Origin of the sequence: Rhodococcus sp. NPDC059234, assembly GCF_042754225.1 — a bacterium.
Lineage (GTDB): Bacteria > Actinomycetota > Actinomycetes > Mycobacteriales > Mycobacteriaceae > Rhodococcus_G.
In genome coordinates this window covers 47,724-68,378 of the sequence record NZ_JBHZAH010000009.1, presented here as the reverse complement: position 1 = coordinate 68,378, position 20,655 = coordinate 47,724, and the positions used below count along the sequence as shown (strand labels likewise).

Sequence of the window (20,655 nt, the reverse complement as noted above, 5' to 3'; positions counted from 1 at the left end):
TCGTTATTCGCTCCGTTTCGTCCAGTGTCGGACCGCTGCGACGCTGACGCCGTTGCGTCGGCGCCCCGCAGGGCGAGAGCAGGGGGAACGACGCCGGTCCCGGTGCGATGGATCCTCGCCCAGCGCGAACCGGCGCTCGAGCTCGAGGCGGGCGCGTCCGGGCTCGACCGCGAGGCGACGCGTCCCCTGACGAGGAACTCCCCGAACCGTTCCAGTGGCTCTCCGTCGGCGAATTCGCCCCTCACCACCGGCCGCCGTCTGCCGCTGACCCGGTCGGGCCGGACACGCCACCTGGTCCGGCACTACGAATCCGGTGTGGCCGCAATCGGTTTCGGCACCGGCCTGACCCAACCCGCGGCGCCGGACGACCTGGTGTCGGCCGCGGAGTATCCGGGTCTGCCCCGCCCGAGGTTCGCCCGCGGGGTCGCGCACCGTCCCAAGCTCGCCGCAGCCCTCGAACGGGCGATGCGCCAGGCCGGCCGGCCACTGTCCCTGGTCAGCCGCGAGGGCGACGTCGCGATGCTGCTCCAGAGGTCCGCCACACCCGACTCGGCCCGGAAGCTGCTGCGCGGTCTACCCGCACCGGTGCTGAGGTCGCCCCGGGTGGGCGTGAGCGCGGCCCCGCTGCTTGCGGCCGTCGCCTGGCGGTCCCGCTGACCACCCGGGCCGGCCCGTCAGAGGCCGGTCGAGTGCCGGTCCGTGGTGCGCAGGACGACGGTGTTCGACGCGATGTCCACGCGTACCCGAGGCGGCGCGCCGTCGCCCGCGTCGTCCTTGTGCATCAACGCGGTCTGCCGCTGCTCGAACTCGTGCCGCTTGGATCCCTGGAACAGCGCCGCGACCTCCTCGAACCCGGTCGCGGAGACGGTGCGGCCGCCGCGCCGCCGGGTCCAGGGCAGGGCCCGGCCGCCGGTGGCGCGGTTCCACAGCGTCTCGGCGAATGCGAGCAACACCAGCAGACACACCAGCCCCGGAATCGTCATCGCCCACAGGATCCCCATGCGCGCCGAGTGTAGTCGCGACTCAGGTCAGGTAGCGGTACGCAGGCGAACCCGGCTCGAGCTGCTCGACGTTCATCCCCGAATCCGCCATCCGCTCGAGCAGCGCCGGCAGCCCGCCGGCCGCGCCCAGCTCGATGCCGACCAGCGCGGCGCCGATCTCGCGGTTGTTGCGCTTGACGTACTCGAACAGCGTGATGTCGTCGTCGGGCCCGAGCACCTCGCCGAGGAAGCGACGCAGCGCGCCCGGCTCCTGCGGGAAGTCGACGAGGAAGTAGTGCTTGAGTCCGAGGTGCACGAGCGAACGCTCGAGGATCTCCCCGTAGCGCGAGACGTCGTTGTTGCCGCCCGAGATCAGGCAGACCACCGTCGAATCCGGTCGCACCTTCACCAGCTCGAGCGCCGCGACCGACAACGCCCCCGACGGCTCGGCGATGATGCCCTCGTTCTGGTACAGCTCGAGCAGCGCCGTGCAGACCGCGCCCTCGTCGGCGTGGATCATCGCGAACGTTCCAGCGCCCGCCCCCGACCGCGGCTCGGCCACCAGCGGCAGCGAACCGTGCGAGACCACGTCCGCACCGAGCGCCGACATCACCTCGAACGGCAGGTCGCCGATCCGACGAACGGCCGTCCCGTCGACGAAGGGGTCTATCTCTGGGAGGGTGACCGGCGCCCCCGCGACCAGCGCGGCTGTCATGGACGCCGCGCCGCTCGGCTCGACGCCGACGATCGCGGTGCTCGGCGAGCGTTCGTGCAGGTAGGTGGCAATGCCGGCGATCAGCCCGCCGCCGCCGACCGGGACGATCACCGTGCCGGGCTCCTCGCCGAGCTGATCGAGGATCTCGGCGGCGATGGTGCCCTGCCCGGCCGCGGTCCGCGGATCGTCGAACGGCGGCACCATCACCGCGCCGGTGCGGCGCACGTCGTCGGCGGCCGCCGCGGCCGCCGCATCGTAGGTCTCCCCCGTCGCGATCAACTCGACGAAGCTGCCGCCGTGCGCCCGGATCCGGTCACGCTTCTGCCGCGGGGTGTTGGTGGGCACGTAGATGCGGCCACGGATGCCCATCGTGCGGCACGCGAACGCCACACCCTGGGCGTGGTTCCCGGCGCTCGCGCACACCACACCGGAGGCGCGTTCCTCGTCGGTGAGCTGCACGATCAGGTTGTAGGCGCCGCGCAGTTTGAACGAGCGCACCACCTGGAGGTCCTCGCGCTTGAGGTAGACCTTCGCGCCCGTCGCCGCGGACAGACGCGCGCTGTACTGGAGCGGGGTCGCCTCGATGACGTCGGAAATTCGCGCCGCGGCAGCATCGATTTCGCGCGCGTCGAGCGGCAGCGCGGCCTTCAGGTCAGCGAGTTCCGGCATGTTGGACACCCCCGTAATGCTGCCACTCGACGGGTCGGCGCGGCGAATCGCCCCGCACCGCTCACCCGCGCGGGTCGAATTGCGACGGCCGCGGAATGTTGCGCAGGTTCGACTTCGCCATCTTCACCGCCTCTCCCGCCCCGCCGTTCATCACCATCCGCGACATCGCGAGGGCGAATCCCTTCACCTGACCACCGGTGATCGTCGGCGGCAGCGACAGTGCCATCGGGTCGGTCACCAGGTCCACCAGCGCGGGACCGTCGTGGTCGAACGCCGCCCGCAGCCCGGACTCGATGTCGGCGGGATCCTCGACCCGGCGCGAGAAGATCCCGAGCGCCGCGGCGACGGCGGCGTAGTCGACCGCGGGCACGTCCACCCCGAAATCGGGCAGGCCGTCGACGAGCATCTCGAGCTTGACCATGCCCAGGGTCGAGTTGTCGAACACCACGATCTTGACCGGCAGCCGGTAGGCCGCGACGGTGACCAACTCACCCAGCAGCATCGACAGCCCGCCGTCGCCGGACACCGAAACCACCTGCCGGCCCGGGCACGCGATCTGGGCACCGATCGCGTGCGGCAGCGCGTTCGCCATCGACCCGTGCAGCGCCGAGGAGAGGAATCGGCGTGATCCGTTCGGGTTCAGGTAGCGCGCGGTCCACACGTTGCACATCCCGGTGTCCGCGGTGAAGACGGCGTCGTCGGCGGCGAGGTCGTCGAGGATGGACGCCGCGTACTCGGGGTGGATGGGGGTGCGCTGCTTGACCGGGGTGGTGTAGGCGCCGACCACCTTCTCCATCAGGGTGCGGTGCCGGGCCAGCTGGCTGTCCAGGAAGGCTCGATCAGGTTTGCGGTGGACCAGGGGCGCGAGCGCCCGCAAGGTGCTCAGCGTGTCACCGTGCACGGCCACGTCGAGACTGGTTCTCCTGCCGAGCTTCTCGGGCGCCACGTCGATTTGCGCGGTGGGCACGTCGGCGGGAAGGAACTGGTCGTAGGGGAAGTCCGTGCCGACCAGCAGCAGCAGGTCCGCGTCCTGCATTCCGTCGTGCGCGGCCCCGTAGCCGAGCAGGCCGGTCATCCCGACGTCGAACGGGTTGTCGTACTGGATCCACTCCTTGCCGCGCAGGGTGTGCCCGATCGGGGCGCCGATCGTCTCCGCGAGCACGATCAGCTCGTCGCGGGCGCCGCGCACCCCGGCGCCGGCAAAGATCGCGACCCGCTCGGCGGAGTTGACGGCGTCCGCGAGCGCGCGGACGTCCCGTTCGGCCGGCACGACCGCGGGCGATCCGGTGCGCACCAACGCCGGCGCGGCGCCCTCGGCCGGGCAGTCCGCGACGTCGCCGGGCAGGATGATCACCGCGACACCGGAGAGTCCGATCGCGTGCTGCATCGCCGTGTGCACCACCCGTGGCGCCTGTTCGGCGGTGCCGATCAGCTCCGTGTACCGGGCACACTCGACGAACAGCCGGTCGGGATGGGTCTCCTGGAAGTATCCGCTGCCGATCTGGGCGCTCGGGATGTGCGAGGCGATCGCCAGCACTGGCGCACCCGAGCGGTTCGCGTCGTAGAGTCCGTTGATCAGGTGCAGGTTGCCGGGACCGCAGGAGCCGGCACACACCGCGAGTTCGCCGGTGAGCTGCGCGTCGGCGGCCGCCGCGAAGGCGGCGGCCTCCTCGTGCCTGACGTGGATCCAGTCGATGCCGCCGTCCGCGGCGCCGCCGGACTTACGGACCGCGTCGACCACCGGGTTGAGGCTGTCCCCGACGATCCCGTAGATTCGTCGCACACCCGCGTCGACGAGCTGGGAAACAAGTTGTTCCGCAACGGTTTTCGCAGCCATGGAGATTTCCTTCCGGGCGCGGACCGCCCGCCGACGGGGGCTGAAGCTACCGGGCTACTGCGGGGTGAGCACGAACACCGGGATCTGACGGTCCGTCTTGAGCTGATAGTTCGCGTAGTCCGGCCAGGCCTCGACGGCACGCTTCCACCACACGGCCTTCTCCTCGCCCGTCACCTCGCGCGCGGTCATGTCCTGCTTGACCGGGCCGTCCTGCAGTTCGACGTGCGGGTCGGCGACGACGTTGTAGTACCAGACCGGGTTCTTCGGCGCGCCACCGAGCGAGGCCACGACGGCGTACTCGCCTCCGTGCTCGACGCGCATCAGCGGGGACTTGCGGAGCTTGCCCGACTTGGCACCCGTGGTCGTGAGGATGACGACGGGCCTGCCCTGCATCACCGTCCCCTCCGTACCCCCGGAGCGCTCGTAGAGATCGACCTGATCGGCGGCCCAGGCACTCGGGCTCGGTTCGTACTCACCGGTGAGAGGCATGTTCGCCAGTCAACACCAGGCGGCCGACGCGCGCAGCCCGACACCCCGATCCAGCCACCCGGAAGACAATTGTTCGGTGGACCGAAATCGAATCTGCTTGTAGCCTGAATTGATGACCACCGCCGGATACTCCCCCGCGCCGCACCGCGGCACCACGCGGCCCGGCGCGAGCGTCGAGATCGCCGGCACGCGCTGGCCGCTGTACAAGCTCGAGGCACTGGCCGTCGGGCTGCTGACCTTCCTGGTGGTGCTCGTCGTCGCGCAGACGCTGCAGCCCGCGGTCCTCGCGGCCGCGGCCGCGACAGTCGTCGTGTGGTGGGCACGCCGCCTGTACTGGGCCGGCCGCTCCGACTGATCGGGCGCCCGAGCTACCCGCCCAGGCAGCTCGGGCCGAGGAGGGCCTTCAGGTCGCCCATCAGCGCCGACGACGGTTCCACCCGCAGGCTGTCGTCGAGTTTGAGCATGGTGATCCGGCTGCCGCTGATCAGTCTCAGGTGCACGTCCGAGGTGCCCGGGTGCCGGGTCAGGACCTGCTTGAGCGCCCCCACCTTGTCCGGGGTGCACAGCCGGGTCGGCAGGGTCACCGCGATCGGCTTCGCGACCCCGACCGCCGAGAGGTCCGGCACCGCGAGATCGTTGCCGATCAGCGAGAGCCGCTCGTCACGGACCGAGACCCGCGCCTTGACCAGCACGATGGAGTCCTCCGCGATATCCATCCCGTACACCGCGTAGGCCTGCGGGAAGAACAGCACCTCGACGCCGCCGACCAGGTCCTCGAGCTGAATGATGGCCCAGGTCAGGCCGTTCTTGTTGACTCGGCGATCCACCGAAGCGACGATGCCGCCGATGGTCACCTGCGCGCCGTCCTTCACCTCGCCTTCGAGAATCGAGGCGATCGCGGTGTCCGACTGCTGTCGGAGGATGTGCTCGACACCGTTGAGCGGATGCCCGGACACGTAGAGGCCGAGCATCTCCCGTTCGAGCGCCAGACGATGCTTGGTCTCCCACTCCTCGTCCGGGACGCGGATCGCGAACACCGAGGACAGCGACTCGTCGCCGCCGCCCGCGTCACCGAACAGGTCGAACTGCCCCACCGCCTCGGCCTTCTTGGTGCCCAGCACCGAGTCGATCGCGTCGGTGTGGATCAGGAACAGGCCCTTGCGCGGATGCTCGAGGGAGTCGAACGCCCCCGACTTGATCAGCGACTCGGTGACCTTCTTGTTGCAGGCGGTGACGTCGATCTTGTTGAGGTAGTCGGAGAAGTCGGTGAACTTCCCCTTCTCGGTGCGCGCGTTGATGATCGAGGCGACCACGTTCGCGCCGACGTTGCGCACGGCGCCCATGCCGAAGCGGATGTCGCTGCCGACCGACGCGAAGTTCACCGACGACTCGTTGACGTCCGGCGGCAGCACCGTGATGCCCATCTTCCGGCAGTCCGCCAGGTAGACCGCCGACTTGTCCTTGTCGTCGCCGACCGAGGTGAGCAGTCCGGCCATGTACTCGGCGGGATAGTTCGCCTTGAGATACGCCGTCCAGTACGAGACCAGGCCGTAGCCGGCCGAGTGAGACTTGTTGAACGCGTAGCCTGCGAAGGGCAGCACCGTGTCCCACAGCGCGGTGATGGCGGGCTGCGAGAAGCCGTTGTCCAGCATGCCCTGCCGGAAGCCGCCGTAGGCCTCCTCGAGGATCTCCTTCTTCTTCTTGCCCATCGCGCGGCGCAGCAGGTCGGCCTGACCGAGCGAGTACCCGGCCACCTTCTGTGCCAGGTGCATGATCTGCTCCTGGTAGATGATCAGCCCGTACGTCTCCGAGAGGATCTCGGCCAGGGGCTCCTCCAGCTCGGGATGGATCGGGCTCACCTGCTCGAGCCCGTTCTTGCGCTTGGCGTAGGAAGTGTGCGCGTCCACGCCCATCGGACCCGGCCGGTACAGCGCCAGCGCGGCGACGATGTCACCGAAGCCGGTCGGCTGCATCAGCTTGAGCAGCTCTCGCATGCCGCCGCCGTCGAGCTGGAACACGCCGAGGGTGTCGCCCCGCGAGAGCAGCTCGAAGGTGGCGGGATCGTCCATCGGCAGCGAGTCGAGGTCGAGGTCGATGCCCCGGTTCGTCTTGATGTTCTCGAGCGCGTCGCCGATGACCGTCAGGTTGCGCAGGCCCAGGAAGTCCATCTTGAGCAGGCCGATGGCCTCGCACGACGGGTAGTCCCAGCCGGTGATGATCGCGCCGTCCTGCGCCCGCTTCCACACCGGAATGGCGTCCGTCAGCGGCTCTGAAGACATGATCACCGCGCAGGCGTGTACGCCGGCGTTGCGGATCAGTCCTTCGAGGCCCTTCGCGGTCTGGTAGATCTTCGCGACGTCGGGGTTCGAGTCGATGAGCGTCCGGACCTCGACGGCCTCCTTGTACCGCTCGTGCTCGGGATCGGTGATGCCGGAGACCGAGATGTCCTTGGCCATGATCGGCGGCGGTAGCGCCTTGGTGATCTGGTCGGCGATCGCGAACCCGGGCTGGCCGAACTGCACTCGAGCGGAGTCCTTGATGGCGGCCTTGGTCTTGATGGTGCCGAAGGTGATCACCTGCGCGACCTTGTCGCTGCCCCACTTCTCGGTGGCGTAGCGGACCATCTCCCCGCGGCGGCGGTCGTCGAAATCGATGTCGATGTCGGGCATCGAGATGCGCTCGGGGTTGAGGAAGCGCTCGAACAGCAGCCCGTAGGGAAGCGGGTCGATGTTGGTGATGCCCATCGCGTAGGCCACCAGCGAACCGGCGGCCGAGCCACGACCCGGACCGACCCAGATGCCGACCTCCCTGGCGTGGTTGATCAGGTCGCCGACGACGAGGAAGTAGGCCGGGAAGCCCATCTTGTTGATGACGTCGATCTCGTAGTCGGCGCGCGTCAGGTACTCCTGCGGCGGGCCGGCCGGGAAACGCCTGTCCAGCCCGCGCAGTACCTCCGCCCGCAGGAAACTCTCCTGGGTGTGCCCGTCCGGGACCGGGAAGATCGGCATCCGGTCGCGGTGCTTCCAGACGTCGTCGTAGGGCTGGATCCGCTCGGCGATCAGCAGCGTCGAGTCGCAGGCACCGGGCACCTCGTCGTCCCAGATCGCGCGCATCTCCTCGGCGGACTTGAGGTAGTAGCCGTCGCCGTCGAACTTGAACCGGGTGGGATCACTGAGGGTCTTGCCGGTCTGGATGCAGAGCAGCGCCTCGTGGTTCTCGGCGGCGTCCTTGGTGACGTAGTGGCAGTCGTTGGTGGCCAGCGGCGGAATGCCGAGCTTGCGGCCGATGTCGAGCAGGCCCTCGCGCACGCGCCGCTCGATGGACAGCCCGTGGTCCATCAGTTCCAGGAAGAAGTTGTCCTTGCCCCAGATCTCCTGCCACTTCGCGGCCGCCTCGAGCGCCTCGCGGTCGTGGCCGAGCCGCAGCCGCGTCTGCACCTCGCCGGACGGGCAGCCGGTGGTCGCGATGATCCCCTCGTGGTGCTCGGCGATGATCTCCTCGTCCATGCGGGCCCACTTGCCGAGCTGCCCCTCGACCGAGGCGCGCGAGGACAGCTTGAACAGGTTCCGCACGCCGGTCGCGTTCTCCGCGACCATCGTCATGTGCGTGTAGGCGCCGCTACCGGAGACGTCGTCGGACTTCTGGCTGCGGTCGCCCCACAGCACACGCTTGGTGTTGAACCGGGACTCCGGCGCGATGTACGCCTCGATGCCGATGATCGGCGTGATGTCGTGCTTCTTCGCCTCGTTGTAGAACTCGCTGGCGCCGAACATGTTGCCGTGGTCGGTCATGCCGACGGCCGTCATCCCCAGTCGCTGAGCCTCTTTGAACAGCGGACCCACCTTGGCGGCGCCGTCGAGCATCGAGTACTCGGTGTGATTGTGCAGATGAACGAACGAGTCAGCCACGCGCGCCTCTCCGTGCTCGGTGTCACCGGTCGCGTCGACCGGGGAGGACTGGGGTGCCCCGAGTGTAGGCGGTCGCTCCGACAGCCTCGGGCACGCGCGCCGCTGTGTGCGCGAACCAGCGCGTGGTATGCCCGGCACCGCCGAAGCGGTGCGCGATACTCGGCCGATGCGAATCATCTCCGGCCGCCGGTTGCTGTGGTCGCTCGGGCTGCTCACCGCCCTCGTCCTCGCCGTGGTGCTCGCCTTCACGCTCAGCCCTCGACCGGGCGCCCTGGTCGTGCGCGCGGTGTTCGACCGGGACGCGGGAAAGACCACCGACGCACTGGCCGAGCACGCGCCCGAGGCCGTCGAGTCGGTCACCGATCAGCAGTACCGGCCCGGCGACGACGACGCCTTCCTCGACACCTACTTCCCCGCCGGGACCGCGGGCGCCCTACCGACCGTGATCTGGACCCACGGCGGCGCCTGGATCTCGGGAGACAAGACCGACTACGCGCCCTACTACCAGTTGCTCGCCGCGCAGGGCTTCACGGTGATCTCGCTCGACTACTCGCTCGGGCCGGAACATGTCTACCCGACCGCCGTTCACCAGATCAACGACGCGCACGCGTACGTCCTCGCGAATGCCGACCGGCTGCACGTCGACCCCGCGCGAATCGTGCTCGCCGGCGACTCCGCGGGCGCCCAGCTGTCGAGCCAGCTGGCCACCGTCGTCACCAGCCCGGACTACGCCGGCGAACTCGGCATCACCCCGGCACTCCAGCCCGATCAGCTGCGCGGCGTGGTGCTGAACTGCGGCATCTACGACGTGAGCCGGATGACGGGCGGCCCCGGGATCATCGGCTGGGGCGTCGACCGGTCGATGTGGGCGTACACGGGCCTGCGCGACTACGCCGGCTCGACTCCCGCAAACCAGATGTCCACGCTCGGGCACGTCACGAACCGGTTCCCGCCGACCTACCTCAGCGGCGGCAACGCCGACCCGCTGACGAACACGCAGTCCAAGCCGCTCGCCGAGAAGCTCGCCGGACTCGACGTTGCGGTGACGACACTGTTCTATCCCGAGGACCACGAGCCGGCGTTGCCGCACGAGTACCAGTTCAACCTCGACAACGAGGACGGCCTGCGAGCACTCGACCGGACCGTGGCGTTCCTGCGGGAGCGCACCAGCTGACGCCTCACGGCACCGGCTCGAGCACCCCACGGCGGGCGGTGCGCACGCGCCGCACCGCATCGACGGTGAAGACGAGCAGCGCCAGCCAGATCAACGCGAACCCGATCCAGCGCGACGCGGGCATGTCCTCGTGCAGCACCGCCACGCCCCACGCCATCTGCAGGGACGGCGTCAGGTACTGGATGATCCCCAGCGTGACCAGCGGCACCCGTTGGGCCGCGGCGCCGAACAGCAGCAGCGGCGCCGCGGTCACCACGCCTGCGGTCATCAGCAGCAGGGCGTGTCCGGCGCCATGGCCGACGAACGTACCGGTCCCGGTCACGGCGAGAAATCCCAGGTACCCGATCGCGAACGGGGCGGTGACCAGTCCCTCGGCGGTGAGGCTGGTGACCGGATCGAGCGGGACCACCTTCTTGATGAGCCCGTACGCACCGAAGGACAGCGCCAGCGTCAGCGCAATGTACGGCGGGTGTCCGTAGTCGACGGTGAGCACCAGCACCGCGACCGCGGCCAGGCCCAGCGCCCCCGCCTGCCAGCGGTTGACCCGCTCCCGGAAGATCACCACGCCGAGGAGCACGCTGACGAGCGGGTTGACGAAGTAGCCGAGCGCGGTCTCGACGACCCGGCCCGAGGTGACGCCGTAGATGTAGACGCCCCAGTTGAGGGAGATCGCCGCCGCCGCCGCGGCGACCAGCAGCATCGAGCGCGGCGTCAACGACCGCAACCGGACGATCCGGCGGGTGACGAGGCCGACCGCGAGCATCAGCACCAGCGTCCACAGCATCCGGTGCGCGAGGATCTCGACCGGACCGGCCGGGGCGAGCAGGCCGAAGAAGATCGGGAACATTCCCCACATCAGGTGGGCGCCCACCCCGGCGGCGACGCCGATCTCGGTGTCGGACCGCCGAGCCGAGCGCGACGCGTCGGCGCTCATCGCGCGGGCACCTCGCCGTCGTCGGGGCCGGGCGACGCCGCCTGCGTCTGCTCGGGCAGCAGCGGGTTGACCGCGAACCGGCCGAACACGGCGTCCGCAGGCAGTGCCTCGACCGCCCGCACCCCGGGCGCCGCGGCCAGTTCCCGCAACCGGTCCGGGTCGCCGCGCACGGTCAGCCCCACCACACACGGGCAGTCCTGTGCCAGCCGCGACGCCGACACCGCGTCGACGCGGCCCTGCCGATCCCACTCGCCGGTGCTGCCGGACAGTCGGCCCGCCGCGACCGCCGGTGCCCGCAGGACCGACTCCTCGCCGGCGACGTCGACGACGATCAGCTGCGTCTGGACCCGGTCGAGCGGCACCCGGAACAGGACCTGGGAGACCCGCACGCCGCCGGCGGTCCGGTAGGCCTGCGCCGCGGTCTGCTCCGGATCGAACGAGACCAGCGCCCACCGCTGGCTCGCGCCGTCCAGGTCGGCGAGGCTCGTGCGGGCGCGGTCCAGGTAGTCGGCGACCGGCTCACCCGAGTCCGGGCCGAGCCGGTCGGTCGCGATGGACGACGGTCGGGGCGGCGTGAGCACGCCCAGCAGGAGGACGAGCACGACCAGGGCGACGGCGCAGGCGACGGTCGTCGCCACGCCTGCCCGGAGCGGAGCCTGCGCAGCGACCAGGTCGCCATCACGCACCCCGCAGAACCTCGAGCGCGTGTTGCAGGTCCTTCGGGTACTCGCTGGTGATCTCGATCCAGCGGCCGTCCGCGGGATGCGCGAATCCGAGCGAGCGGGCGTGCAGCCACTGCCGTTCCAGACCGAGGCGTTCCGCGAGGCGGGGGTCGGCGCCGTAGGTCAGGTCACCGCAGCAGGGGTGGCGCAGGGCGGCAAAGTGCACCCGGATCTGGTGGGTACGACCGGTCTCGAGGTGGATGTCGAGCAGGCTCGCCGCCTGGAAGGCCTCCACCGTGTCGTAGTGCGTGATGGACGGCTTGCCGTCGGCGGTGACGGCGAACTTCCAGTCGTTGCTGCGATGCCGGCCGATCGGCGCGTCGATGGTGCCGCTGCTCGGGTCGGGGTGACCCTGGACCAGGGCGTGATAGCGCTTGTCGATCGTGCGCTGCTTGAACGCCCGCTTCAGCACGGTGTACGCCCGCTCGCTGGTCGCGACGACCATCACGCCGGAGGTGCCGACGTCGAGTCGGTGCACGATGCCCTGCCGCTCGTGGGCGCCCGAGGTGGAGATGCGGTACCCGGCGGCGGCCAGTCCGCCGACGACGGTCGGTCCGGTCCAGCCGACGCTGGCGTGCGCCGCCACGCCCACCGGCTTGTCGACGGCGACGATGTCGTCGTCGGCGTAGAGGATGTCCATCCCCTCGACCGGCTGCGCCTCGACCGTCAGCGGCCTGGCCGGTTCCGGCAGTTCGACCTCGAGCCACGCACCGGACGGCAGCCGATCGGACTTGCCGACCGCGGTCCCGTCGATCAGGACGGCGCCCTCGTCGGTGAGCGAGGCGACCGCGGTCCGGGACAGTCCGAGCAGGCGCGCCAGTCCGGCGTCGACCCGCATGCCCTCGAGCCCGTCCGGCACCGGCATCGACCGTGTCTCGCGCATCAGGAGTTCTCCTCGGTGTTCGTGTCGCTGCTGGTGGTGGTGTCGGGTGCCGTGTTCGTGTCGGCGCTGTCGTCGGGATCCGGCTCGGTGCCGCGCGTGCCGTCGGGGTTGAAGCCGAACAACGTCAGCGCGACCAGCAACACCGCTCCGCACACGATCGCCGAGTCGGCGACGTTGAACACCGGCCACCAGCCCACCGACACGAAATCGACGACGTGCCCCTGCAGCGGACCGGGGGCCCGGAAGATGCGGTCGATCAGATTACCCAGCGCGCCGCCGAGGACGAGCCCGAGACCGAGCGCCCACCACGGCGAACGCAGCGTGCGACCGATCTTGATCACACCGATCACCACACCGATCGCGACCAGCGTCAGCAGCCAGGTCATGCCTGTCGCCATCGAGAACGCGGCGCCGGGATTGCGAATCAGGTTCAAGGTGACGACGTCGCCGACGATCCGGATCGGCTTGCCCGGTTCGACGAACCGAACCACCGCGATCTTGGTGGCCAGGTCCAGTCCGAGGACCACCACGGCGATCGCGATCAGCAGTCGCATCCGCAGCGGTGCAGTGCCGGACACCTCCTTCGGTGCGAACTTCTCGGCTTTCTCCGCTTCACTCACACCGCCATCATCCCTTATCGCGGCGTCGTCGACCGCAGCCCACCCGAGCCGTGGCTAACCTGGTCGGGTGCCAGTGTTCTCGAATCGGTCCGTGCCCTCACCCGTCGCCGCGCGCACCGTGCTCGCCGTCACGGCCCGCACGGGTCTCGTCGCCGCGGCGCTCGCCGCCGCCACCCTCGTCACCGCCTGCGCCGGCACCGACGATTCCGCACCGACCACGACCGCTGCCTCGGCTTCCAACGAGACCACCGTCCCGGTCTCCGCGGTCACCACTCAGGTGCTCGATCCCGGCGCCGAGCCCCGGGAGAGGGTCACGTTCCACCCGAGCACCGACGTCGAGCAACACGTCCTGCTGACGACGACCTCGCAGGTGTACCAGCAGATCGACGACCAGCCGCAGCAGGACTTCTCCACCCCCGAACTCGGCATGCCGCTGACCGCGGTCGTCAGGGGCGGCCAGCACGATCCCGCGCATTCCGTCGATCTGACGCTCGGCACCCTCACCACGCCGGACGCCCGGCTGCAGGACGCGCTGAAGCCGTCGGACGGGTCGAAGGCCGGAATGACGATCACACCGTCCGGTTCGGTGACCGCGCTGCGCATCACCCCCGCGCCCGACTCCAAGGACATCGCCCGCTCGGCCGTCGAGCAGGCGTTCTACCAATCCGTCTACCGCACCGTCGCGTTCCCCGACACCGAGATCGGCGTCGGCGCGGTGTGGACCGTGCAGCAGCAGGTGACCAGCGGTATCGCCCTCAACCAGGTGACCACCGCGACGCTCCGCGAGCGCGACGGCGACCGGCTCACCGTCGACGTCTCGGTCAATCAGACCCCGGTCTCGAAGGTGTGGGACCTGCCCGGCGAGGCCGGCACCCTCAACGTCGACACCTACGTGATGGCAGGCAAGGGCACCTTGGTCTTCGACCTGGACGCGCCGCTGCCGATCGACGGCACCGTCGACGTCGGTGGCGAACAGACCTACAGCGATCCGAACAGCACCACCCGGTTGCGGCAAGCCACCTCGAGCCGGGTCAAGTGGGTCACGCAGTGACCTCGATGCGGGGCGTGGGAGCCGGATCGGTCGCGCTGACCGCGCTCACCCTCACCCTGACCGCCTGTGGCGGCGGCAGCGAGGCCCAACCGACCGCGCTGCCGCCGGTGGTCACCGTCGCCGCTCCCGCCACCCCGAACGCCGGGCCGATCGGCGACCCGAACCGGCTGCAGGCCGCACTGCTCACCACGGCGGAACTTCCCGCCGGATTCGTCGCGCTGCCCGACCCGGTCCGCGACCTCGGTCTGCCGCCCGCGAGCACATCGGCGGGCGCCGACAAGTCGAGCACCACGCCCCAGGCGTGCGCACAGGTGCTGGCCGAGGTGGCCGACCAGTCCCCCGGCTCGCTCGCCCGCGCGGCGGCCCGCTTCGGCGGTCCCGACTTCACCAGCGTCGACACCGACGCGGCCAGCTACGCCGACAACGGTGCGGCGCAGGCCTTCACGCGCATCCAGTCCACGCTGACGCAGTGCACCGCCTACAGCGGGACCGACGCCGACGGCGTGCGGGTCGACTACAACCTCGGCGGCGTCGACCAGCCGACGGTCGGCGACGCCTCGACAGCGGTCCGGCTGACCACCACCAGCGACGGGGTCACGATGACCTCGGACGTGGTGGTCGCGGTCGTCGGCTCGACGGTGCTGCAGGTGGTCGCCTCCGGGCAGCGGCCCGTCGAGCCCGCCGTCCTGACGGGTCTGGCGCGCACCGCGGCCGACCGGATCCGCGGCGCGGCCGTCGCGGGCTGACCCGGAGCGGCGCGCGCCTCCCCATGGAACGCCGAATGCCGGCGCCCCGTACGGGACACCGGCATTCGGTCGAGGTGAACGGACGAGTCCGCTCGGGTGGATCAGGCGCAGGCGGGCGAGGTGAGGTTCGCCAGCTTGACGATGTTGCAGGCGTACTCCTTCGAGAGCACCCACTTGCCGTTCTCGACCACGAAGGTCGCGGTGCCCGGGTTGACCTGGCCGCCGATGTTCATGTTCACGGTGGCGGTGAGGGTGCCGTCGCCGTTGTCGAGGATCGGGTCGACGATCGTGACGGTCGCGTTGGACTGCTTGGCGGCGGCGGCGACCTGGTCGAACAGTCCGGGATCGGCCGCGCCGTCCTGCACCAGGGTGACCTTCTCGGCGACCGGGGTGGCCGGGTCGAGGCCCTTGACCAGCATCGCGTTGAGCTCGGCAGCGGTCGGCACCGGCGGGCTGTCGACGGGCGCGACGGCGGAGGTGGTGGCCTTCTTGGTGGTGGTCGTGGTGGTGCCGCCGTCGTTGGAGCTGCAGGCGCCCAGCGCGAACACGGCGGCCAGGGCGGCACCGGCGACGAGGGTCTTACGGAGCATCAATTGCTTGTCCTTCTCTTCGGATGAACTACTTCTGACGATCTTCCGGGGCGCTCGTATCTGCCCCAGGGCGATTCGGTTGCGCTGCTCGGGTCGCGCGGGCGGTCACGGCGAGAGCCGTCCACCCACGGACGCCTGTCACGATAGTTAACAGGAAGAAGATAAGGGCTTCCTTAATGAAGACTGTCGGCGGGATCGGCGATCGTCAGCGCCGGATCGGACTCCGCGAAGGTCCGGGCCTGGCCCGGCCCCGTCGACCTGGTCTCGAATCGGACGGTCACCACGCCGTGCCCGCAGCCCTGTACCCAGCCGTGACCGAACTCCTCGTGCGCGACGTCGTGGCCCGGACGCCACCGCGAACCGGTCTCCGGTGTCGGTGCCGGTGCGGCGGACTGAACCGAGTGCAGCGCGGGCACTGTGTCGAGAGTCACAGCACCCTCGGTCGCGGCGCCGTGCTCGAGGTCCGGGAACAGCGAACCCTGTGCGGTCGAGGACAATCCGCCCAGCGAGACCCCCACCAGCCGCACCGGTCCCAGCTCGAGCGGGTCGATCACCTGCCGCTGCGCCGTGGCCACCAGTGTCTGCCGGTCCGCGGTCGCGTACGGCAGCGTCGCAGAGCGGGTCACGACGGACATGTCCGCCTTCTTCAGCTTGAGCACCACCGTCCGGGCGGCGCGACCGTCGCGCAGCAGTCGCGCGTGCGCGCTGGCTCCCGTTCGTTCGACGGCCGCCCGCAGCTGGTCCAGCGTCACCAGGTCGGCGGGGAAGGTGGTCTCCGCACTGACCTGTTTGGCGTCCGCGCGCTCGGCTACCGGACGGTCGTCGATGCCGCGGGCGAGCCGGTGCAGGCCCGGTCCGACCGTCGCGCCCAGCGCCGAGACGACCTCGGCCTCCGAGGTCGCGGCCAGGCCGCCGATCGTCTCCACGCCCAGGCGACGCAGACGTTCCTCGGCAACCGGGCCGATGCCCCAGAGTTTGCGCACGGGCAGCGCCTCGAACAGCGGGCGCTGCTCGTCGGGCGTCACCACCCGCACCCCGTCCGGCTTGGCCAGCCCCGACGCGATCTTCGCGATCTGCTTTCCGGAGCCCGCGCCGATCGACGCCACCAGGCCGGTCTCGGCGAAGACCAGCGCCCGCAACTCCTCCGCGAAGACGCGGACCGACTCCGCGTCCGCGCCCGCGAGTTCGGCAGGCTCCCCGAACGCCTCGTCCATCGAGAGCATCTCGAGCACCGGCATCCGCGTGCGCAGGGCATCGAACACGGCCTTGCTCAACGTCGAGTACAGGCCGGCGCGTGGCGGCAGGACCACCGCTCCGGCCCCGACCATCCGCCGGGCCTGGTGCATCGGCATCGCGGAGCGCGCGCCGAACGCCCGCGCCTCGTAGCTGGCGCCTGCGACCACCCCTCGGCCGCCGAGGCCACCGACCAGAACCGGCCGTCCCCGCAGTGTCGGCCGGGTCAGCTGCTCGACGGACGCGAAGAACGCATCCATGTCGAGGTGCAGTACCCATCGACGGGACGTGGCTGGTCGGGTCATCCAGGCGTGGGCTTCTTCTCGGGGCTCGGCTTCTTCGGCTTCTTCGGCTTCGGCGCGGGCAGGACGTCCGCGGTCCGCTGGACGAACGCGTGCAGCCAGTCGACGTCGGCGAGCCGCGCCTCCGGAACGGCGAAGTGGTCCTTCGCGCCCGGATACGGCGGCGCCAGCGCCTCGGGGCCGAGGTACTCCTCGGCCACCTCGCTCGGCTTCACGAACACGGTGTCGTTGCAGATCATCGCGACCATCTTCTCGTCGCAGTACAACCCGTACTCGCCGAACATCGCCCGGGCGCGTACGTCCAGGGGCTCGAGCTGCCCCAGGACGTACGCGACCGTCTCACTGTTCGTGCTCATGGCAGCAACCTACGCCGCCGCACCGACAGTTCGGCTCGGATCAGGCCTTCGCCAGGCTCGCCCGCACGCCCTCGCCGAGATCGACGGCACCGGCGCCCGCGGCGCCCAACTCCAGTGAGGTCGCAAGGATCTCGCCGGCGATCAGGTCGCGGTGCCGCTGGGCCCAGTCGAGCCGCTCGGCGGGCACCTCGAGCGTCACCGTGATCCGGTCCGAGACGTCCAGGCCGGCGGCCCGGCGGGCGTCCTGCAGTTCCCGGATCCGGTCCTTGGCCCAACCCTCGGCCTCGAGCTCCTCGGTGACCACCGAATCGAGCACCACCAGGCCCGCATTGGCGGGCAGCGCGGCGGTGGACTCCGGCTCGGCGGCGACGAGGCGCTGGGTGTACTCCTCCGGCAGCAGCGCGATGCCCGCCGCAGGAGCGGAGCCCGCGGAGCGCCCCGGGTACACCATGACCACACCGTCGACCTCGGACCAGTCGCCGGCCTTGACCGCCTTGATCACGGTCTGCACGTTCTTGCCCAGGCGCGGGCCCGCGGCGCGGGCGTTGACCACGAGCTCGAAGCGGCCGTGCACGTCGACGTCGTCGGTGAGGTCCACCTTCCGGACGTTGACCTCGTCGGCGATGATGTCCAGGAACGGACGCAGCCGCTCGGCGCCGGGCGCCGCGACGGTGACCTCCGGCAGGGGCAGCCGGACCCGCAGGTTCTGCGCCTTGCGCAGGCCGAGGACCGCCCCGCAGACCGAGCGAACCTCGTCCATCGACTCGACCAACTCGGCGTCGGCCGGCAAAGCGGACTCGCCGACCCAGTCGGTCAGATGGACGGACCGGCCACCGGTCAGCCCGCGCCAGATCACCTCGGTGGCCAACGGCAGCAGCGGCGCCGCGAGCCGGCAGACGACCTCGAGCACCGTGTGCAGCGTGTCGATGGCGTCGCGGTCCTCGTCCCAGAAGCGCGAACGCGACCGGCGCACATACCAGTTGGTGAGCGCGTCGCAGAAGGTGCGGAGCTCGTCGCAGGCGCCCGCGATGTCGTTGACGTCGAGCGCGCCGGTGATCGCGTCCCGCGTCGAAGCGAGCTTGGCCAGGATGTAGCGGTCCAGCACGTTCGGCGAGTCGGTGCGCCACTCGCCCGGCTTCGAGGCGTAGAGCTGCAGGAAGCTCCACGCGTTCCACAAGGGCAGCAGCGCCTGGCGGACGCCCTCGCGGATGCCCTGTTCGGTGACGACCAGGTTGCCGCCCCGCAGGATCGGCGAGGACATCAGGAACCACCGCATGGCGTCCGACCCGTCGCGGTCGAACACCTCCTTCACATCCGGGTAGTTGCCCTTCGACTTGCTCATCTTCAGACCGTCGTCGCCGAGCACGATGCCATGCGCGGCAACGGTTTTGAACGCCGGACGGTCGAACAAGGCGGTCGCGAGCACGTGCAGGGTGTAGAACCAGCCGCGGGTCTGGCCGTTGTACTCGACGATGAAGTCACCGGGGTTGTGGGTCTGAAACCACTCCCGGTTCTCGAACGGGAAGTGCACCTGGGCGTACGGCATCGACCCGGACTCGAACCAGCAGTCCAGCACCTCGGGCACCCGACGCATCGTCGAGCGGCCGGTCGGGTCGTCCGGGTTGGGGCGGGTCAACTCGTCGATCATCGGCCGGTGCAGGTCCGTCGGGCGCACCCCGAAGTCCGCCTCGAGCTGGTCCAGCGAGCCGTACACGTCGACGCGCGGGTACGCCGGGTCGTCCGAGACCCAGACGGGGATCGGGCTGCCCCAGTATCGGTTTCGGCTGATGTTCCAGTCGCGTGCACCCTCGAGCCACTTGCCGAACTGGCCGTCCTTGATGTGCTCGGGCACCCAGGTGATCTCCTGGTTCAGCTCGACCATCCGGTCACGGAACTTGGTCACCGCGACGAACCAGGACGGCACCGCCATGTAGATCAGCGGCTGGCCGCTGCGCCAGCTGTGCGGGTACGAGTGCTCGATCGTCTCGTGCCGCAACAGCTTTCCGGCTGCCTTGAGGTCCTTGATGATGACCGGGTTCGCGTCGAAGACCTGCATGCCCTCGTACGGCGGCACCATCGAGGTGAACTTGCCGCCGGGATCGAGCGGCTGGACGATCTCGATGCCGTTCGCCGTCGCGACGTCCATGTCCTCCTCACCGAAAGCCGGTGCGAGGTGAACGATTCCGGTGCCGGATTCGGTGGTCACGTAGTCCGCTGCCAGCACACGGTGCGCCTCGGCGTGGCCCTTGTCGGGGCCGTGGAAGAAGTCGAACGGCGGCGTGTAGGTGAGGCCGACGAGCTCGGCACCCTTGAACTCGCCCAGCACCTCCGGGGATTCACCCAGTTCGCGCGCGTAGTGACCGACGCGTGCCGCGCCGAGCACGTAGCGCTTGCCGTCCTCGCCGGCGACCAGCACGTAGTCGACCTCGGGGTGCACCGCGATCGCCAGGTTGGACGGCAGCGTCCACGGCGTGGTGGTCCAGATCAGCGCGTTCGCGCCGTCGAGGACAGTGAGGTGCTTCTGGTCGCTCCGCAGGCTCCGCTCCGGCGCCGTCAGCACCATGTCCACGGTGACGGCCGGGTCCTGGCGCATCTTGTAGGCGTCGTCCAGGCGGGTCTCCTGGTTCGACAGCGGGGTCTGCTCGTACCAGGAGTACGGCAGCACCCGGAAGCCCTGGTAGATCAGCCCCTTGTCGTGGAGCTCCTTGAACGCCCACATGACCGACTCCATGAAGTCGAGGTCGAGCGTCTTGTAGTCGTTGTCGAAATCGACCCAGCGCGCCTGCCGGGTGACGTAGTCGCGCCACTCGTCGGTGTAGCGCAGCACGGACTGCTTGCAGTACGCGTTGAACTCGGCCAGTCCCATCGCGTCGATCTGCGACTTGTCCTTGATGCCGAGCTGCTTCTCCGCCTCGAGCTCGGCGGGCAGGCCGTGGCAGTCCCAGCCGAAGCGCCGCTCGACCTTCTTGCCGCGCATGGTCTGGTAGCGCGGGATGAGGTCCTTGACGTAGCCGGTGAGCAGGTGGCCGTAGTGCGGCAGGCCGTTGGCGAAGGGCGGGCCGTCGTAGAAGACGAACTCCTCGGCGTCGGCGCGGTTGGCGACGGACGCACGGAAGGTGTCGTCGGCATCCCACGCCGCGAGCACGCGCTGCTCGAGTTCGGGGAAGTTCACGCCTGCGCTGGACCGGCCACCGGTCAGGTCGACGCGGGGATAGGTCTCGCTCACTGTCGTACTCCTCGTGCCTGGTGTCTCTGGCACGGGGACGACGTGGGCGCCTGTGCGCCTGGCCGCGGTACCACCCCGCTTGCCCGGTCGCTGTCGCGGCCGGACCTCTCGTGCCGGGCTGTGACGGGCCCACCCGTTCGGTTCTACTGAGCGCTCGCGCCGTTCTTCCGAAGGCTCCCCGGTGATGGCCGGATCGTCGCCACGTTCTCCGCCGATTCTA

At 70.0% G+C, this 20,655-nt stretch carries 18 protein-coding genes; 5 read left to right on the top strand and 13 right to left on the bottom strand.

The genetic code is table 11. The annotated features are described in order from the left end of the window. Positions 1-102: 102 nt before the first annotated feature. Positions 103-657, top strand: a complete 555-nt coding sequence (locus ACFXGJ_RS03885) for a hypothetical protein (RefSeq protein WP_378616668.1) — start codon at positions 103-105, stop codon at positions 655-657. A gap of 17 nt (positions 658-674) precedes the next feature. Here ACFXGJ_RS03885 and ACFXGJ_RS03880 read toward each other — a convergent pair whose 3' ends face one another. The 4 genes from ACFXGJ_RS03880 to ACFXGJ_RS03865 all read right to left on the bottom strand — a co-directional run bounded on the left by ACFXGJ_RS03880 (position 675) and on the right by ACFXGJ_RS03865 (position 4,690). Beyond that, positions 675-1,001: a DUF6191 domain-containing protein gene (locus ACFXGJ_RS03880; protein WP_378616666.1), complete on the bottom strand. Its 327-nt coding sequence runs from the start codon at positions 999-1,001 to the stop codon at positions 675-677. 22 nt (positions 1,002-1,023) lie between these two features. Beyond that, the gene (gene ilvA / locus ACFXGJ_RS03875) at positions 1,024-2,364 is read right to left on the bottom strand and encodes a threonine ammonia-lyase IlvA (RefSeq protein WP_378616664.1); all 1,341 of its coding nucleotides are present in this window, start codon (positions 2,362-2,364) and stop codon (positions 1,024-1,026) included. Between the two features lie 61 nt (positions 2,365-2,425). Further along, positions 2,426-4,201, bottom strand: coding sequence for a pyruvate dehydrogenase (locus ACFXGJ_RS03870; protein WP_378616662.1), 1,776 nt, complete (start codon positions 4,199-4,201; stop codon positions 2,426-2,428). A gap of 54 nt (positions 4,202-4,255) precedes the next feature. Further along, complete coding sequence (locus ACFXGJ_RS03865) at positions 4,256-4,690, bottom strand: nitroreductase family deazaflavin-dependent oxidoreductase (RefSeq protein ID WP_378616660.1); 435 nt, start codon at positions 4,688-4,690, stop codon at positions 4,256-4,258. A 112-nt stretch (positions 4,691-4,802) separates the two neighbouring features. Here ACFXGJ_RS03865 and ACFXGJ_RS03860 point away from each other — a divergent pair, with 112 nt between their 5' ends. After that, positions 4,803-5,045 (top strand): hypothetical protein, encoded by a 243-nt coding sequence (locus tag ACFXGJ_RS03860; RefSeq protein WP_378616658.1) that lies wholly within the window; start codon positions 4,803-4,805, stop codon positions 5,043-5,045. A 13-nt stretch (positions 5,046-5,058) separates the two neighbouring features. Here ACFXGJ_RS03860 and dnaE read toward each other — a convergent pair whose 3' ends face one another. Then, a complete protein-coding gene (gene dnaE / locus ACFXGJ_RS03855; protein WP_378616656.1) occupies positions 5,059-8,598 on the bottom strand; it encodes a DNA polymerase III subunit alpha in 3,540 nt (1,179 codons plus the stop codon). Between the two features lie 166 nt (positions 8,599-8,764). On the opposite strand from dnaE, the gene ACFXGJ_RS03850 reads away from it, so the two are divergent. Continuing rightward, positions 8,765-9,772 (top strand): alpha/beta hydrolase, encoded by a 1,008-nt coding sequence (locus ACFXGJ_RS03850; protein ID WP_378616654.1) that lies wholly within the window; start codon positions 8,765-8,767, stop codon positions 9,770-9,772. A gap of 4 nt (positions 9,773-9,776) precedes the next feature. Here the strand turns inward: ACFXGJ_RS03850 and rarD are convergent, their stop codons facing one another. The 4 genes from rarD to lspA are packed head-to-tail and all read right to left on the bottom strand — an operon-like array spanning position 9,777 to position 12,865. After that, positions 9,777-10,706 carry an EamA family transporter RarD gene (gene rarD / locus ACFXGJ_RS03845; protein WP_378616652.1) on the bottom strand — a complete coding sequence of 310 codons (930 nt, stop codon included), beginning with the start codon at positions 10,704-10,706 and terminating at the stop codon, positions 9,777-9,779. Continuing rightward, a complete protein-coding gene (locus ACFXGJ_RS03840; RefSeq protein WP_378616650.1) occupies positions 10,703-11,392 on the bottom strand; it encodes a hypothetical protein in 690 nt (229 codons plus the stop codon). The genes rarD and ACFXGJ_RS03840 overlap by 4 nt, the downstream gene beginning before the upstream one ends. Further along, the gene (locus tag ACFXGJ_RS03835; RefSeq protein ID WP_378616648.1) at positions 11,385-12,311 is read right to left on the bottom strand and encodes an RluA family pseudouridine synthase; all 927 of its coding nucleotides are present in this window, start codon (positions 12,309-12,311) and stop codon (positions 11,385-11,387) included. The genes ACFXGJ_RS03840 and ACFXGJ_RS03835 overlap by 8 nt, the downstream gene beginning before the upstream one ends. After that, a complete protein-coding gene (gene lspA, locus ACFXGJ_RS03830) occupies positions 12,311-12,865 on the bottom strand; it encodes a signal peptidase II (protein WP_378616702.1) in 555 nt (184 codons plus the stop codon). Before lspA ends, ACFXGJ_RS03835 begins: the two co-directional genes overlap by 1 nt. Before the next feature lie 184 nt (positions 12,866-13,049). Between lspA and ACFXGJ_RS03825 the strand changes: the two genes are divergently transcribed. Continuing rightward, entirely contained in the window at positions 13,050-13,982 is a 933-nt protein-coding gene (locus ACFXGJ_RS03825) for a hypothetical protein (RefSeq protein WP_378616700.1), read from the top strand. Positions 13,983-13,987: 5 nt separating this feature from the next. Then, complete coding sequence (locus ACFXGJ_RS03820; RefSeq protein WP_378616646.1) at positions 13,988-14,728, top strand: sensor domain-containing protein; 741 nt, start codon at positions 13,988-13,990, stop codon at positions 14,726-14,728. Positions 14,729-14,829: 101 nt separating this feature from the next. Here ACFXGJ_RS03820 and ACFXGJ_RS03815 read toward each other — a convergent pair whose 3' ends face one another. The 4 genes from ACFXGJ_RS03815 to ileS all read right to left on the bottom strand — a co-directional run bounded on the left by ACFXGJ_RS03815 (position 14,830) and on the right by ileS (position 20,435). Then, positions 14,830-15,318: a hypothetical protein gene (locus tag ACFXGJ_RS03815; protein ID WP_378616644.1), complete on the bottom strand. Its 489-nt coding sequence runs from the start codon at positions 15,316-15,318 to the stop codon at positions 14,830-14,832. Between the two features lie 173 nt (positions 15,319-15,491). Continuing rightward, complete coding sequence (locus ACFXGJ_RS03810; protein WP_378616642.1) at positions 15,492-16,856, bottom strand: DNA polymerase IV; 1,365 nt, start codon at positions 16,854-16,856, stop codon at positions 15,492-15,494. Further along, on the bottom strand, positions 16,853-17,209 hold the full coding sequence (locus tag ACFXGJ_RS03805) for a TfoX/Sxy family protein (protein ID WP_378616640.1): 357 nt from the start codon (positions 17,207-17,209) through the stop codon (positions 16,853-16,855). The genes ACFXGJ_RS03810 and ACFXGJ_RS03805 overlap by 4 nt, the downstream gene beginning before the upstream one ends. A 40-nt stretch (positions 17,210-17,249) precedes the next feature. After that, positions 17,250-20,435 (bottom strand): isoleucine--tRNA ligase, encoded by a 3,186-nt coding sequence (gene ileS / locus ACFXGJ_RS03800; protein ID WP_378616638.1) that lies wholly within the window; start codon positions 20,433-20,435, stop codon positions 17,250-17,252. Positions 20,436-20,655: the final 220 nt, after the last annotated feature.